25 protein-coding genes are annotated in these 14,240 nt (G+C 51.5%); 7 read left to right on the top strand and 18 right to left on the bottom strand.

All coding sequences use genetic code 11. The annotated features are described in order from the left end of the window. Positions 1-2: 2 nt before the first annotated feature. A complete protein-coding gene (locus tag AC27IT_RS17320) occupies positions 3-431 on the top strand; it encodes a hypothetical protein (protein ID WP_487092004.1) in 429 nt (142 codons plus the stop codon). A 153-nt stretch (positions 432-584) separates the two neighbouring features. Here the strand turns inward: AC27IT_RS17320 and AC27IT_RS17315 are convergent, their stop codons facing one another. The 4 genes from AC27IT_RS17315 to AC27IT_RS17300 all read right to left on the bottom strand — a co-directional run bounded on the left by AC27IT_RS17315 (position 585) and on the right by AC27IT_RS17300 (position 1,911). After that, positions 585-923 carry a YolD-like family protein gene (locus tag AC27IT_RS17315; RefSeq protein WP_487092003.1) on the bottom strand — a complete coding sequence of 113 codons (339 nt, stop codon included), beginning with the start codon at positions 921-923 and terminating at the stop codon, positions 585-587. After that, complete coding sequence (locus tag AC27IT_RS17310; protein WP_487092002.1) at positions 908-1,150, bottom strand: LexA family transcriptional regulator; 243 nt, start codon at positions 1,148-1,150, stop codon at positions 908-910. Before AC27IT_RS17310 ends, AC27IT_RS17315 begins: the two co-directional genes overlap by 16 nt. Further along, entirely contained in the window at positions 1,140-1,355 is a 216-nt protein-coding gene (locus AC27IT_RS17305) for a WYL domain-containing protein (RefSeq protein WP_487092001.1), read from the bottom strand. The genes AC27IT_RS17310 and AC27IT_RS17305 overlap by 11 nt, the downstream gene beginning before the upstream one ends. Positions 1,356-1,476: 121 nt before the next feature. Then, positions 1,477-1,911: a hypothetical protein gene (locus tag AC27IT_RS17300; protein ID WP_487092000.1), complete on the bottom strand. Its 435-nt coding sequence runs from the start codon at positions 1,909-1,911 to the stop codon at positions 1,477-1,479. Between the two features lie 83 nt (positions 1,912-1,994). Between AC27IT_RS17300 and AC27IT_RS17295 the strand changes: the two genes are divergently transcribed. The 6 genes from AC27IT_RS17295 to AC27IT_RS17270 all read left to right on the top strand — a co-directional run bounded on the left by AC27IT_RS17295 (position 1,995) and on the right by AC27IT_RS17270 (position 5,741). After that, positions 1,995-2,603 carry a DUF3800 domain-containing protein gene (locus AC27IT_RS17295; protein WP_487091999.1) on the top strand — a complete coding sequence of 203 codons (609 nt, stop codon included), beginning with the start codon at positions 1,995-1,997 and terminating at the stop codon, positions 2,601-2,603. Between the two features lie 70 nt (positions 2,604-2,673). Then, positions 2,674-3,321, top strand: coding sequence for an HNH endonuclease (locus AC27IT_RS17290; protein ID WP_487091998.1), 648 nt, complete (start codon positions 2,674-2,676; stop codon positions 3,319-3,321). Positions 3,322-3,479: 158 nt separating this feature from the next. Beyond that, a complete protein-coding gene (locus tag AC27IT_RS17285; RefSeq protein WP_487091997.1) occupies positions 3,480-3,860 on the top strand; it encodes a hypothetical protein in 381 nt (126 codons plus the stop codon). Further along, positions 3,860-4,966: a hypothetical protein gene (locus tag AC27IT_RS17280; RefSeq protein ID WP_487091996.1), complete on the top strand. Its 1,107-nt coding sequence runs from the start codon at positions 3,860-3,862 to the stop codon at positions 4,964-4,966. Before AC27IT_RS17285 ends, AC27IT_RS17280 begins: the two co-directional genes overlap by 1 nt. Next, positions 4,953-5,213, top strand: coding sequence for a DUF3653 domain-containing protein (locus tag AC27IT_RS17275; protein ID WP_487091995.1), 261 nt, complete (start codon positions 4,953-4,955; stop codon positions 5,211-5,213). Before AC27IT_RS17280 ends, AC27IT_RS17275 begins: the two co-directional genes overlap by 14 nt. Before the next feature lie 102 nt (positions 5,214-5,315). Continuing rightward, complete coding sequence (locus AC27IT_RS17270; protein ID WP_487091994.1) at positions 5,316-5,741, top strand: hypothetical protein; 426 nt, start codon at positions 5,316-5,318, stop codon at positions 5,739-5,741. Positions 5,742-5,769: 28 nt separating this feature from the next. Here AC27IT_RS17270 and AC27IT_RS17265 read toward each other — a convergent pair whose 3' ends face one another. The 14 genes from AC27IT_RS17265 to AC27IT_RS17200 all read right to left on the bottom strand — a co-directional run bounded on the left by AC27IT_RS17265 (position 5,770) and on the right by AC27IT_RS17200 (position 14,231). Beyond that, positions 5,770-6,609 carry a S1 family peptidase gene (locus AC27IT_RS17265; RefSeq protein WP_487091993.1) on the bottom strand — a complete coding sequence of 280 codons (840 nt, stop codon included), beginning with the start codon at positions 6,607-6,609 and terminating at the stop codon, positions 5,770-5,772. A 32-nt stretch (positions 6,610-6,641) separates the two neighbouring features. Beyond that, positions 6,642-7,418, bottom strand: coding sequence for a glucosaminidase domain-containing protein (locus AC27IT_RS17260; RefSeq protein WP_487091992.1), 777 nt, complete (start codon positions 7,416-7,418; stop codon positions 6,642-6,644). Then, positions 7,415-7,813, bottom strand: coding sequence for a phage holin family protein (locus tag AC27IT_RS17255; protein ID WP_487091991.1), 399 nt, complete (start codon positions 7,811-7,813; stop codon positions 7,415-7,417). The genes AC27IT_RS17260 and AC27IT_RS17255 overlap by 4 nt, the downstream gene beginning before the upstream one ends. 87 nt (positions 7,814-7,900) lie before the next feature. Next, entirely contained in the window at positions 7,901-8,032 is a 132-nt protein-coding gene (locus AC27IT_RS17250; protein ID WP_277813210.1) for a CD1375 family protein, read from the bottom strand. Between the two features lie 61 nt (positions 8,033-8,093). Next, complete coding sequence (locus AC27IT_RS17245; RefSeq protein ID WP_005837523.1) at positions 8,094-8,216, bottom strand: ASCH domain-containing protein; 123 nt, start codon at positions 8,214-8,216, stop codon at positions 8,094-8,096. 13 nt (positions 8,217-8,229) lie between these two features. After that, positions 8,230-8,421 (bottom strand): hypothetical protein, encoded by a 192-nt coding sequence (locus AC27IT_RS17240; RefSeq protein ID WP_487091990.1) that lies wholly within the window; start codon positions 8,419-8,421, stop codon positions 8,230-8,232. Further along, on the bottom strand, positions 8,418-10,568 hold the full coding sequence (locus AC27IT_RS17235) for a DNRLRE domain-containing protein (RefSeq protein WP_487091989.1): 2,151 nt from the start codon (positions 10,566-10,568) through the stop codon (positions 8,418-8,420). The genes AC27IT_RS17240 and AC27IT_RS17235 overlap by 4 nt, the downstream gene beginning before the upstream one ends. A 58-nt stretch (positions 10,569-10,626) precedes the next feature. Next, a complete protein-coding gene (locus AC27IT_RS17230) occupies positions 10,627-10,905 on the bottom strand; it encodes a hypothetical protein (protein WP_487091988.1) in 279 nt (92 codons plus the stop codon). A gap of 1 nt (position 10,906) precedes the next feature. Then, on the bottom strand, positions 10,907-11,224 hold the full coding sequence (locus AC27IT_RS17225; protein WP_487091987.1) for a hypothetical protein: 318 nt from the start codon (positions 11,222-11,224) through the stop codon (positions 10,907-10,909). Beyond that, complete coding sequence (locus AC27IT_RS17220) at positions 11,221-11,793, bottom strand: hypothetical protein (protein ID WP_487091986.1); 573 nt, start codon at positions 11,791-11,793, stop codon at positions 11,221-11,223. Before AC27IT_RS17220 ends, AC27IT_RS17225 begins: the two co-directional genes overlap by 4 nt. Beyond that, positions 11,790-12,605 (bottom strand): baseplate J/gp47 family protein, encoded by an 816-nt coding sequence (locus AC27IT_RS17215; protein WP_487091985.1) that lies wholly within the window; start codon positions 12,603-12,605, stop codon positions 11,790-11,792. The genes AC27IT_RS17220 and AC27IT_RS17215 overlap by 4 nt, the downstream gene beginning before the upstream one ends. Further along, a complete protein-coding gene (locus tag AC27IT_RS17210) occupies positions 12,593-13,027 on the bottom strand; it encodes a DUF2634 domain-containing protein (protein WP_487091984.1) in 435 nt (144 codons plus the stop codon). The genes AC27IT_RS17215 and AC27IT_RS17210 overlap by 13 nt, the downstream gene beginning before the upstream one ends. Then, complete coding sequence (locus tag AC27IT_RS17205; protein ID WP_221842936.1) at positions 13,028-13,276, bottom strand: hypothetical protein; 249 nt, start codon at positions 13,274-13,276, stop codon at positions 13,028-13,030. Position 13,277: 1 nt separating this feature from the next. Further along, on the bottom strand, positions 13,278-14,231 hold the full coding sequence (locus AC27IT_RS17200; RefSeq protein WP_487091983.1) for an XkdQ/YqbQ family protein: 954 nt from the start codon (positions 14,229-14,231) through the stop codon (positions 13,278-13,280). Between the last annotated feature and the right edge of the window lie 9 nt (positions 14,232-14,240).

Here is a 14,240-nt window from a genome sequence, read left to right as displayed (position 1 = left end):
TAATGGCTAGAACAGAGGTTATCAAGTTTCGGGATTTTATGGATGGGACGTGGAAGCTGCCAGAGAAGAAAAAGAAGGAGTTGAAAAAGGTTACAGATACGCTCGTGAAGGCCGGGACTTTGATCCCCCTCGCCCTCACCACGGCTGCCCATGCAAGCGCCGCAGAGAGCCTTACAGCGTCCGCTACACAGGTTGTGGCTGGCACAACGCTTCAGGTGCTAGCTCATGCACTCGATCCACTGACGCAGATACTTGTTGCCATTTCGCTGCCTGTTGCATCTGTGGTCATGATCGGAGGTTGTTTCTTCTTCATGTTTGGGCAGGCCGATCGGGCTTGGTCAACCATCCAAAACGCGGGACTTGGATACATCCTGATCCAATTGTCTCCCCTGTTTATCAAGGTGTTGGAACAGGTAGGTAAGAGCATATGACCAACTGCGTAAAGTGCGGTAGACCACAACCACGCCCGCAAATTTGTGATGACTGCCTGCGCAGATCTCCTCGACTTCGTAAATCTTTTGAGTTGGGAGATTAGGAGATTTGAATAGCAAATAACCCGCCCTATAAACAAGGCGGGTTCCTGCTTATGTACGAACACTAACGATAGCATCAATCGGTATCCACCGCCAGTCCTCATCATTCGCCAGCTTGATTCTCCGGCCGTTCTGGTCGATCCACTTTACGACGCCCCACATGGAGCAGATTTTGCCGAGATCGCCTTTTGTCGGCTGCCACCAGGTCACTGTGACGGCGTAATCTTCACGCGCCGAGTCGCGGATGAGGTACTGCATTGATTCCAGCTCGTCTTGCTCCAGCACTGGCATCGGTACCAGCTTCTCGTCCTCGCGCATCTGCAGGTACAGTTCCCGCTGTTGCGGCAGGACAAAACGACCAACGGTCGGGTTTCTTATCTTAGAGGCCACTTCAACACACCGTTCCTTTCCCATGCTTCGAGCAGTTCAATGTCGTCCGGCTGCATACGGTTCCACTCGATGTATTCCTCGCGCGCCAGCACTTCCAGCACGGTCATGATGCCGCCGCGACTACGGCCCGTCTTGATACACAGCTCGTCAACTGTAGGCGTGCGTCGCCGCCCGACCGTGTAGTTGCCGATGATCCGCAGCACCTTGCGCTCAGTATCAGACAGCATGGCGGATCACCACCGCCTGGCATGCGAGGATGTTGTCGATCAAAAACACGCGCGGCGCTCGCCTTGTGAGGCAGTACGCCTTTAATCTGTCGCCAACGATCTCCAGCGGCCGCAAGGTGCGCTTTGTCGTCCGGCCGTCGCTGCCCAGGTAGATGATCTGGATATGATGCTGCTGGTCTATGGCTCGTTGCAGTTGCTTTTTCATACTGTTCGCCCCCCCAAAACAGAACTTATGTTCGTATTATATGCGAACAAGATGCGAGCATGCAAATAAAAAATACCCCACATTAGTGGAGTATGATGAGGGATGTGGATGACTCGCGCGATTATTGCTTTTTTGCCATGTAATCGTTGGCGCATTCTTCTGAACAGTGACGAGTCCAGATTCCTCCAGATTGCCGTTTGTATGGAACTGATAATGTAAAATACGAATAATCCTTATAAGAATCGAGTCGAGCCTGACAGTTATCGCAGTATACATACCAACGACCTTTTTGACGATTAAAAAGGCGTTGCTTGATTTCAGCATTATCCCAATCATTTTCGTGTAGGTGCAGATGTTTATCTGATTTCGCTTTATCGGCTGCATAGACGAGATAATGGCCTATCCATTTCATGGTTTCGGTATCAACCACTTTGCCGTCACCATCCACCAACACAATCGTTCCCCGGTCATGGTCATATGTAATTTGAAATGGGACGTTAAGTATGTTCTCCACATGTTCATAGGGAATCGGTTTCATTACGCGAAGCACGTACATGCCATTACCTCCTGATATTTGCATCAGATCAATGTAATTTTTCTCCTATCATACATTTGTTCCACAAAACAGGAAAGAGTTTCATGCGGATCGAGTCAACTAAGCCGTTGCATTTCACAAATTTGTCTCATGATAAACGAAAATTTGTAATAAAGACTATCACAGACGCTGGCTTATTTCGTTGCACCTATGTTGCCATGAAGAAAGAAGCTTTAGGTGAACATACTCGATTAAAAATAAGACCATTATTGTACAACTATTGCACAAGGTATTTGTTAGAGAGAGTTACATGGCTAATCGGGGACAATTACGGGAAAGCTAATCTCATATTTGAAAATAGAACAAATACATCCTATGCTGACTTGGAGAAGTACATACACGAGGTAACAAATCAAAAAGGTAATAAGATTCGAAAGAATGTAATTCAATCAGTTAAACCTGTGGCCAAAGGACAATCAAAAAATCTTCAGCTCGCAGATGCCATAGTAAGCTCTTTATTTCAAGCGCTTGAAATAAACAAATTAGGTCTACATGAATCTACGTACATCGAACAGCTTAAACCTTTCATTTATAAACGTGATGGAAACTACTCATCTTATGGCCTGAAATTATTCCCTGTGCCGATTACAGATGAAGAGTTACACAAAGAGTATTCTTGGATGAACCATTTTGTGGAATTTGTGAGAAAATAATGTTTACAAATCCCTTGCTGGTGTCTATAATATAAGTACAGACGTGCGCGAGACTAACAGAAGGTCGTCTATGACGGCAGCGCTGAAAGGCGTGGGTTCCTTCTGCTCGGGGTCTGTATTTTTTTATGCACAAATTATCCTCTTATGTTTTGCGAACCGCCCCTTACTGCAGATCACCTTTCAAAGTCATTATCTTTCAATTCGTCCTTCTTTGCGAAGTAACGCAGTCGGAGGTGAGCAAGTCATGAAACGGATAGATTCGCGGCGCATAGACCTGACCGGGCAAGTGTTCGGCGATCTAACAGTCATCAAACTTAGCGACCGCCGAAACCAGTACAACACCCTACTTTGGGAGTGTTTATGCTCGTGCGGAAACACAACCTACGTGCTGGGAGTGTCTCTACGCGCCGGTCGCTACAAGAGCTGCGGATGCAAACAAGCAGCAAAGAGACATCAAGGCATGATGCAACATCTGGCCCAAGATCGTGTAAACGGCACTCGAAAAACGGCGCTAATCGCCAAGATGCACAAAGACAACAAGAGCGGGCACAAAGGCGTTACATGGGTTGAGAGCAAGCAAAAGTGGCGGGCATACATCGGCATACAGCGCAAGCAAGTCAGCCTTGGCTATTATGCCAAGAAAGAGGATGCGATCGCAGCGCGGAAAGCAGCAGAAGAAAAGTATCATAAGCCTCACTTATTCGACGATGACGCATAACAAAAGATCGACTCAGAAAAAGGAACCCGCCCGGCGTGCGCCAGAGCGGGTTTTGTTCTCTTATGCAAGTTAACACTATGTTCGCCTTCGTTCCCCTTTACTTATAGTAAAGGGTTGAGTATAATAAAGACAAGAAATCAACGAAGGAGCGAAAAGGCATGAAACAAGTCATGGCAAGAGCATGGGAGATCGCAAAGAGCGCAATTGCAAAGTTTGGCGGCAAAGTCCGCGAGTATCTGGCAGGAGCACTCCGCCAGGCTTGGGCAGAGATTAAAACCGTAAAGACGCCGTTCCGACTCCGCAATGACAAGAAGGGCAAGAAAACATGGCTGGCGAAAATCACCGGGACACACCCAACCTACAAGCTGGCACGCACTTTTATCGAGACAGACGAGACTGACTGGCTGGGCAACAAGTACTTTGAGTTGGAAAACGGCTACTACCAGTACGATAACTCCAAGGAGCGCGGATACGTGAAGGTCGATAACGGCAATTGGAAAGATGTAAGCTATCAAGAAGTCTTGAGTGTGTTCGCGTAATGGCAAAAAAGATAGACATAACGGGCGAAAAGTACGGACGCCTCACAGTGATAAAAGAAGTGGAGCAAATAAAGACCAAACGCCGCTATTTGTGTCGGTGTGACTGCGGAAAAGAAATTATTGCGCGAATGGAAAGCCTCAGAAGCGGCAACACACAGTCTTGCGGTTGCTTCAAGGGTGAGCGTGTGTCAGAAACGCAGGTGATCGATCTGACTGGTCACAGGTATGGCTACTTGACCGTCCTGGAACGATCTTACGAAAAGAAGAGTGCAGGCAAAGCTATCCACTCCTTTTGGTTGTGTCGCTGCGACTGCGGTAAGCAGATAGTAGTGTCAAGCAACGCTCTGCGCAGCGGTCACACGTTATCATGCGGACATCTTCGCGGCGGTCGCCGTGTCGCGAAAGCTAAAAAAGGGCAAAAAGAACCCAAACTAAACGCACCACGCTCTGTATCTCCAGGGGATCAGTACAACAAACTGATCGCCGTCGAAAGACTGCCGGAAAAAATGCGTAAAGAAGAAGCATGGTTGTGTAAGTGCGACTGTGGCAACGAAACGGTTGCGACAAAAGACCAACTGCTTAGTGGTCGAAAAAAGTCTTGTGGTTGTCTCAAAACACAAACGCCCAAAAACGCTCTGGACTTGTCTGGTCAACGCTTTGGCAAGCTGACGGTCATAAAACGGGACGGAGCAACCGCCAGCGGGAGTGCAGTCTGGCTCTGCCGATGTGACTGCGGCGGAGAAATAAAGACCAACGCAACGACCCTGCGCAGAGGCGAAGCAGTTACTTGTGGATGCGGGCGTGTAGACCAGGCAGAGTCGGCTCGTAAGGTTTTGCAAGAAGAACATACTGTAGACGGCGTGCAAGTGCCACTACTCACGAAAAAAGTTCGGAGCGATAGTAGAACTGGCTACAAAGGCATCCATAAGCGAGTGAGAAAAGGCAAAGAGGCTTACGAAGTAAGTATATCAATCAAGGGCAAACGGATGTACGGCGGAAGATACTCTGATCTACAGGATGCAATATCTGCGAGAAGAAGATTGGAAGAAAAATACCATAGACCATATATAGAAGTACTGGAGGAACGAAAAAATGAGCAGCAATGAGTGGACAGGAACCGGAGTGTGGAGTGGTTGGAAGATCGTTGACGATTATCTCGTCAGCCCTGACGGGCGTAAGTATGCGCCTGGTGATATTGCCGGCATGTACAATCAGGCGGATCTTGCAAGAGCTTTGGGCGTTACAAAGTCGGCGATACTTGATCGCAAAAACCGTGGTACGCTGCCGCCGTTCGACGAAGGCAAAAGGTGGCGGTATGAGACGATCAAGCATCTGTTCGAACCAAAAAGTTAACATTGCGTTCGCATCTGTTCCCCTTTACCTAAAGTAAAGGAATAGGTATAATAAAGATAACAACAAGGGATGACAAACAAAAACAAAGGGGAGTGAACAAAAGTGAACATCGTGGAAATGTACGAAAAGGTAAAAGAAATCTACGCCGCTAACGAGGACAAGTACTACTACCTCGGCATCCGGTACGAAGATAAAGAGCGTGAGATCGGCGAAGAATGTGAATGGAGCCGCCACAACCCAGACCGTGAGGACGAAAGAGAGTTTCCGGAGTATGGCACAGAAGAGTACGAAGAACTGGAAGTACTGGACGGCACTTCGGCGTGGTACTTGGGAGACTTTAGCGAAACCAGACCTTACCTTCCTGGGTTTGGTCGCTTGGAAGGTGCAGACCTTACCAAAAAGTGCGAACAGTACTTTACAACATATCACTGCTACATAGTAGCTGGCAACCAAAAAGGTCAGCATGACGATCCGGACGATGGAGAAATCCTGATAAAAGATGCTGTTGTTATCGCAAAGATATTTTAAGCCCTCCCGCAAAGGAGGGCTTTGCTACTTACACATACTTCTGTAGCCACGCAGCGACCACGGGATGCTGTAGGTTTACAGCTTCGCAGCCTGGTACACTTTGGCGCACGCTACCTCTTTGGATGCCCACAGATGCGATATTGACGAGGATACCGACAACCTCGCCGTACTCGTTGACCGCAGCGCCGCCGCTGTTTCCATGTTGGGCTGGGATCGAACAATCAAACTCCCACGGCTCTTTTGTCGTGCTCACCTGGCACAGCTCGCCCGTGCGCGTGATCCACTCTGTGTACTCAGCCTCAACAGTCAGGAGCTTTTGGCCGCTGCTGATCGGTACGGTAGACAGTGGCAGGTACGGCAGTCCCTTTGGTGGACTCTCGACTCGATACAGCGCAATATCTACGCTATCTTTGCCGATTGGCGGACGCTCAGCAACCAGCGTGGCGTCCAGCCAGGTGCGCGAGCTTGTTTTAACCCGGATAGACGTCCGGCCTTTAGATACGTGCCGCGCGGTCAATATCAGACCGCCAGCCAGCAGCACTCCTGTGCCGCCAAAACCAACGTCGATATGCACGGACGCTGCCTTGGTAAGCTTCTCAATCTCGTTCCAGGGCAACGGCTGCTTGGCTGGCTGTTCCGGCTGCGGCTCGGGTTTCGGTTGCTCTGGCTTGGGTTGCGCCGGGGCTGGCGTGTCGGTAGCCAGCTTTTTAGCCATGTTTTGGATGAGTAGGGCAGCATAGTCGCCCCGTACAGTGCCGCCCTCGTAGGCGTTTTGGAGCCAATATGCCGGCGTCTGGATGACTCCTGCGCTCTGCAATACTTGCAATGCCTCTTTCGTTTTTTGATCGGCTTGTTTGTTGGACGACATCTTGATCCCCCTGTTTTATGGTCTTCTTCATGCTACGCACGTCCAGTTGACAGCTCCACTGTTTTGGTAGCCTGATTCCATGCCACTTGCAGGTCAAGTATCGCTGCCAGCTCGCGCGCCGGAGCATACGCTGCTCCACTCTCGATGGTCTCGGTCACGTCCTGTCCGTTGACCGTCACCTGCCTGGTCGCGGCGCACCACTCCACCTTGCCGCCGACTGCCTCTGCAACCGCGCGAACTGGCAACCAAGATACGCCGTCTTTGAGGTGGCCCGTCACCGCCAGGCGCTTACCGTTGATCTCGACCGATACCTTATCTACAGGGTTATCTACAGTTTTTTGTGACTTATCCACATCGTACTGAGCAAGACCATACCGCTCGATCAAAGCGATTAGCTTCTGAGGATACGCCGGATCGGTCGCGTACCCACCTTTCCAGATCGCTTGGCAGGCTGTCTTGTAGTCTGCGCCCAGCACGCTATGATAGCGCGTAGGCTTGTCCCTTGTGCCTTTGAGGATCAGCGCTGAGTGGTCAGCGATGGACTCGGCCCAAGAGTTGTACTTCCGGAAATTGGCGTTTACTTTGACGGCCTTACCGCTCACGTACTCCGTTGTTGGCATAGAGACGCTGCCCGCTGGCCCTGTGCCCTTTATGCCAAACAAGTTATTGGCCTTTGTCGTCAAACCGCTTTTGCCCCAGTTGCTCTCCAGGATGGCTTGCGCAATAGTCAGCGAGGCAGGCACGCGCGTTTTGCGCATGTCTGCAACGGCTGCCGGAGCGATCTTTGCGATAAACTCCTGTTGGGTCATCGTTGTGCATCCCCCTTACTTTTCAGCACTTCAACCGCTTTCTGGATCGGCGCGGGAACTGGAAGCCCTACGCGCCCTGCGTTTTCGATGATGCTCAGAAGCTCGTTGGCCAAGTAAAAAAAGATCGTCGCGTCACGCAAAACGTGCTGATCTCCCAGCGCCGTATCGACCAAGTGCGCGATAGCAACCATTGCAAAGATAAAGACCTTGCGAGCGATACCGATCATACCGACCTTGCTTTTAAGCTTGCCTTCTGCGCCCGCTGCGACCACGCCGCTGATATAGTCGATGACCACGAACGTCAACAGCACGGAAAGCAGTGCTGACCAGCCGCCAAAAAGAAAAGAGGCTGCCGCGCCTCCGATAGCAACTCCCGTTTTGATAAAGTTCTCCATTCACTCTCTTCCTCTCTCCCGTCTGGGCAACGAAAATAGCCTCGCTAGGCACGAGGCTGGCTGACAGTCTTGATGTCAAAATATAAGCTACTGAGCAAGGTCTGGATAGCCCAGGGACTCCAGCAGACGCTTGACCTCCGGCTTAATCAACGCAGGTACTTGCGCAAAGGTCTTGTATCCCTCAAGGATCAGCGTTGCGTAAATGGTGGCGATAGCCATGCGCGTTTCACCTCCTTTCAAGCTCAGCAACAGCCAAAATAAAAACGCCTCTGCAGCTTGTTTAAGCGTCTGCATTGGCGTTTACCAGCGCCTCGACTTCGGCGCGAATTTTGTTGGGTACTTGCTCGATGGTTTTAAGTCCATCGCGAATGAGGTCAGCGTAAATCTGAGCGATAGATTGCATGGTGCAGCCCCTCCTAGTCTTCTTGATTTTCCGGCAGCAACGATAAGATCATCTCGTACATGTCCGTGATAGCCAGCATGAGCGTTGTTTTGTCTTGCGACAGCTCCGAGACTCTCTGCTGGAGAACCGCTTTTTCTTGTTCCAGTGTCAGCTTTTCCTCTTGGATCGCGCTTACTGGCCGGACGTTTGATACCTGGATGTTCAATCGAAAGCACCTCCCACGCCTTTTAGGTAGATAGGCTGTGTGGCAGAGCCTTTTTCGATCTGGAACCGGAAGTTGATACCCCACTTGTCTGCCGTCTTTGTCTCGTTAGAAAACAGATGCGCGCGGTTGAGCTTGACCACAATGGTTGCGTCTTCCCACGTCGGCTCCGCATCGTAGGCGTTGTTGCAGACCTCGACGAGCAGGATTGCGCCCGGGGGCAGGTCCCAAATCGGTGTGAGCAGAAGTCTTTTCGCGGCAACGTCTGTCGTGAAAAAGTCTTTCGTCTCTTGCTGCATAGTCGCGAAATCCAGCGAAAACACGATCTTGTCCACGAAGCGCGTCAGCGTGTAGGTGCGCGTAGAGGTCATGCCTTGGTCGTCCGATGCCTCTATCGTAAGCGCGTGCTGCACGCCTGGCTCAAGCCGCAGCCACATATCAGGCGGTATCGTGACCGTCTCCTGCTGCCCGGCTGCGCCAGCAAACGTGCGGATCACCTCGCCGTTGATCTTCTCGGTGATCGTAAACGGGTTGGTTTCCGGGTCTGTGACGGTATACTCGACCGATGGCGGTTCCTCCATGATGCCGAGGTTGCTGTTCTCGCCGCTGATCGTAGGCGGGCGGTTCCAAATCACTTGGAACTTGCGGGTCACTTCCTCGCTCTTGTCGCCCTGGTCGTCCTCGGCCCATACGGTAAGGACGTGATCGACGTTTTCAGCCAGGTCCGCCCCGGTAACATCGACCGCGCCGTCCCATAGACGCTTGTTGCTGTAGGTAAGGCTCTTGGCAAACGAAAGAGGGCTGCTGCCGTCCGATACGCCGGAGGCGATAGCCCTCGCTGTGCCGTTGTTGATCTTGTACTTTACAGTAACCACATTGCCGTTGTCGGCGTCGCTGGCCTCGCCCGCGATTGGAAACGTGCTACCTTCCGCTAATGAGAGATTATCGGCAGGTGACGTGAGTGTGAGCTTTGGTGGATTATTTGCAATCGGCTCTAACATCATTAAAAAGCTTCCGTTATAAGATGTGCTAGAACTGGTGTTGCACGCTACCTCACTTGGAGTGAGTGTAAGCTTTTCGTGCATATACCTATAGCACATTTGAAGGAAGTATCCGTTAGAGCCGGTATCCAATTTTTCAGCGAAATTCAGAGGTTCCGTTACTGTTTTACCTGGCAAAGAAGAATACATACCGTTAAAAATCACGGCAATTGTGTTTGGGACAGTAGCCGTCAGGCTGGAAAGTGTCGGTTGTAATTGTGTCGTATTGCCCGACTCCCTGCCAGTGATTTTATTAACAGATTTTACATTTCTAAATAGATGTAACGTGCCGTACCACGTTACAGGAGAAGTTACCGAAAAAGTCGGTGATGTATCTCCTGATTCTAGGACTTTGGAGGCAATAATGAAACGATACGGTGATGAATTAACGGTATATTCGAGCTTCCAGCCAGAAGGAAGAGTCACTGTGTAGGAGTTTGAAGAAATTGCAATTTGAGCGAAAACAGTATCCCCTACCTGTACACCAGTGGGCCATGGGATTGTTATGCTACTTGAACTTGACTGATAAACGGGTGTTCTGGTTGATATATATTCAACCTGTTTTTTTCCTGTTGTCGGGATTGTGTAGTCGATGGTGAGTTGAGGTTGGTTGGCTGCTGTTACGTATTCGAAGGAACGAAACGCAAACGAAGTGTTTAAGGTAGTTTCGTCGGCATCTTTGATTAAAAATCCGTAGTTGACGTATGACCCGTTGACCCAATCTTGTACTAATGTTTTTACATCAATTGTAGTTGCGCCTGTTGTGTTGGATTGTATTTTGCTCACATACTTTGATGAATCGAAGGCTGGCTGTGTGCTCCAGGTAACAGAACCAACTACCCAATCCGCAACAAGAGGATGTAATCGCCATTCGCGTGAAGATGTCGGCGTTGATGATATAGTGATATTTAGAGTTGCGCTGTTAATAATTGCATCGTTAGGAATCAACCCAAGATCAAACTTTAAAAGTGCACGCCCAACGGTATTGACTGACGCGCCATTACCAACCCAAAGAGTATCGGAAGTTGCATTGTTGCTTGTTGGATTTCCTTGATACAAATACGTATCGACTGCAACGGAATTAGTTTTTTGTAACGTAACTACAGGCATGTTCCTCCCCCTTCCTTCCGCAAATGGCCGTTATTGGCAGGATTCCATGATCTTACACTCATGCCTTTATCACCAACTGCGCATGCGCCTGATCTAACCAGCCTGCTTCGATCTTCAACCCCACAGTCGACGCGAAATCAAAAGAAAACAGGTTGTCGCGGAGATCGTTCGCCAGGGAACTTTCCAGGGCTTTGATACGGGTTTCGTGGTTGTAGATCATCGGCTGCATCGTGTCGATGGCTGCATGTGCGTCTGCGATTCCTTTCTCCCACCGATTAATATCCACTTCCGTTACCGGATCATCCTGCTTCCAGTCCGTTTTCGCAATGTACGTCACCCTACGCCCCTCCCTTCACTTCAAAAACAAACGTCAGGTTCACAAACTGCGCGCCGTTCATTTCGATGCCGGCCGTCTTTTCCGCAACGACCGCACCCGTGCTGGTCCGCAACTTTGCGCTCGTAATCACCGGAACACTGGCAACGTGCTGCGCGGACACCTGCAGCGCAATCGCATCCTGCATACCAGCAACCGGATGCGACGAGATCGCTACAGCCTGAACGGGGACAGAGACGGTGTTGTTCAACAAAATATCCCCGCCCGTCACCCGCGCCAGCAGATCGTCGCGTACAGTCTGCAAGTAGCTTTGTGCAATCATCTGACGACCTCCTCGTATCTTTTAATCGGGGTCATCCCCACGCGAAATTCCCTTACCTTGTGGTACTCCTTGATGCCAACGATCAGCACGTCCCGCAGCTCGATACGCTCCGCTGACACAGGTTCAAAAGCAACCCCATTGCAATGAACAGGCCGGATTTTTTCGACGGCCTGAACCGCGTTTTTGGTATCGAATCGGTCCTCGACCGGGTAGACGTACCGGATTACTTTCTTGTCAAAATCCTCGACCATCTGAACTTGCTTGCTGGCCGATGAACTGTAGCCAATCGCCCGCAGTACGCTTGGTGTAAACCCAAGGTACGCCCAATGCTTCTGCTGGATGTTCTTGCGCCGCTCCTCCACGCTCAAAAGCTGCTTTTTCCCGAAGTAAATCCAGTCCCAAATATCCAATCCCCACGTGGCCGACCACGGAGTGAGCTGCTGCAGCAGGTCCTCCCTCTGTGCGTGAAAAGCGTCCACCGCTGAAGCCGTTCCTTCGAAATGATACTCCGCAACCTCATTCTCATACCAGTAAGGCGGCACCATCTGTCTGTACCGTTCAGGGATCATGTCGTCACCACCAGTTGCAGAGTGGCGACAGAATCAGCAGGCACGGTCAGGTTGGCTTCCTCGCCGTTCAGCGTATAGTCGGTGAAGTCCTCTACGCCGTCCACGAAAAAGAGCGATCCGATCTGCTGGTACACGATCTGGGAACGCCCTTTCAGGTATGTTTTCACTTGCGAGGCGATTTGTTCTTCGACCTGGGCCAGTTCGGCTTCCGGTCGCAAAATTACCTTCACGGCGACCGTTACGGGGAAAATATTCGCCGGAAGCACCTGCAGATCGTGCAGCGCACGCCGTTTGTCTTCCAGTTTGCTGCGAACCTGCCCGGCCAATTCAGGCGTGGCTGGCTGTCCTTCCATATCCGTGATATACACATCGATGGAAAGATCGTGCCGCGCCTTTTCAATCGCAACGGCTCCGCCTACGCCGTCCACGTTTCGCGCCCAACGTTCGTAGTCCTGGCGGCGTCCGTCGCCTTCATCGCTGCGCGCCCGGTCGATGAGGCGCTGCCTGTAGGCATCGTCTGTTTCTTCCTCGTTGCGTGGCAGCCCGAAAAATACGCCTGTTGCGTCCAGAAATTCGCCGTCCGACCACGGCAAGAAACGCTGGAGAAAGCCATACTCGAAAAGCTGCTGCTGCTCGCTGATCTCTACCGCGATCGGGTAGTCGAAGTCGTAGAATACCTCGCCCTCTTCCGTCGCTGGGGGCGTATCCCCTCGCTGCTGGGCGAGTGCCGCCATCCGGTTTGCGATCCGCTGGTAGATTTGATCGGGTGTCTCTCGCAAAATCGGCATTTCTGGTTTGTCTATCGTTGCCATGCGTCCACCTCCGTCCTGGTTGTGCCTCGTGTGCCTTCGATCTCCAGGCCAAATACGATCCGATTGCCGTCAAACCTGATATCCACGACCTCAGCCCGCTCAATCTCGCTGTGTGCCTCCAGAGCTTCCTCCGCCTGTGTCTTGATGACGGCCAGAGACATACCGGACGGCATGCGTCCGACTTGGTAGAGATAGTCCACACCGTATCGCTCGGAGTAGATTTCGTACCGAAAACGCCGCGTATTGAGGATTTTTTTTGCTGTCTCCTCCAGGTACTCCGCGTATGTCGCCGTGCGGAGATAGCGACCGTCTGGGCCCTGCATCAACTGCTTCGTCTGCCAGTCGAACTTGTACGTCCATGGAATCGGGTTATCAGGAGACTGCACCAGTTGAGACTCGTCGCCTGTCAGTTCAGGAAACATCTACCCCACCACCCCGAGCAGAAGGTACTGGCCGTTTGTACAGCGCAGCAGGGCCACTTTCTTGCCTACATCCTCCGGCAGCCATGACGTCGGGTTGAGTTTAACCAGCTCGTCCTCTTCCAGCGGCGCCGGGTCTTCGTCGAGTTTGACGGACAAGGGCGATAGCGACAGCAGCACGCCAAACTCGCCCTGTGTGTTTTGCAGGCCGTCTTGAGCCTGGCCTTTCAGCTTTGCAATGACTGACTGCATCCTACGTCCTCCTTTCCAATTGCAAGTCCATCGTGTATTGGCCGCCCTTCCAGTGCGCGTTGCAGCTCGTCACGATCCAGTCTGTGATCGTCTTGTTGTCTTTTTCCATGATCTTGATAGCCCAGCCCGCGCGGATACGGGCTGCGTTATTGTCTTCATGCCTGGCCGTGATCGACCGCGTTTTTGGCAGCTTTGACAGGTTAGCCAACTGCCTTGAAGCAATCGCCGCTACATTTTTGTCCTCGCCCGCGTCGACGACCTTCTCCATGCGGCCGATCTGCTTGATAAGGTCTGCACTCTCTTTCGTGGCGCTGGCGGCCACTTTGTCATCTTTGTATCTCTCAACGGTCACGACCGTGTACACCTCTTCGATGCTCTCGCCTGTCGAACTGTTCTCCAGCATACTTGCCTTGAACATCGGCACGACGCTGTTCTGGCCTTCCGGCAGGACGGTCAACTCATCACGCTGGTGCTGCACAAAGTACCGGAAGCCAGTCTTTTCGTAGGCCTGTTCGGTCAGCGAGGTAAACAGCGCCGTGTACGATTGCGGCGAGATGCGCTCTTTGGTCGTAAAGCCAAAGGGCGGGCAACTGAAGTTGACCCCAGCCGCCTTGATGATGCGCGCCAGCTCGGTTCCGGCATCGCCGTTCAGCTTGATCCGGGAGGTTTCGTTTTTTTGCAGATACCAACTCAGCTCGTAGGCGGTGCCGGACAGGTCACCTGTCTTGTCGTCGCGTTCAAAGCGTACGATAGGGCCGTGAAAAAACTGCTGCGATTCTTTCAGGTCATAACCCGAAAAGACCATCAAAAAACCCGCCGATTGTAACGGCGGGGCGTTTCGTATCTTGAAGTCGCAGCTCTGTGCGATCTGGCCGCGCGACGAGGACCAAGACAGCTCCAGTACGTGACTGGTCAGGTCGTAGCGCGCCGACTCTTTGCCGTAGATGACTTTCATGTTCAATCA

Source organism: Brevibacillus sp. YAE8 (assembly GCF_057543335.1).
This window is presented reverse-complemented; position numbering and strand designations above follow the sequence as displayed.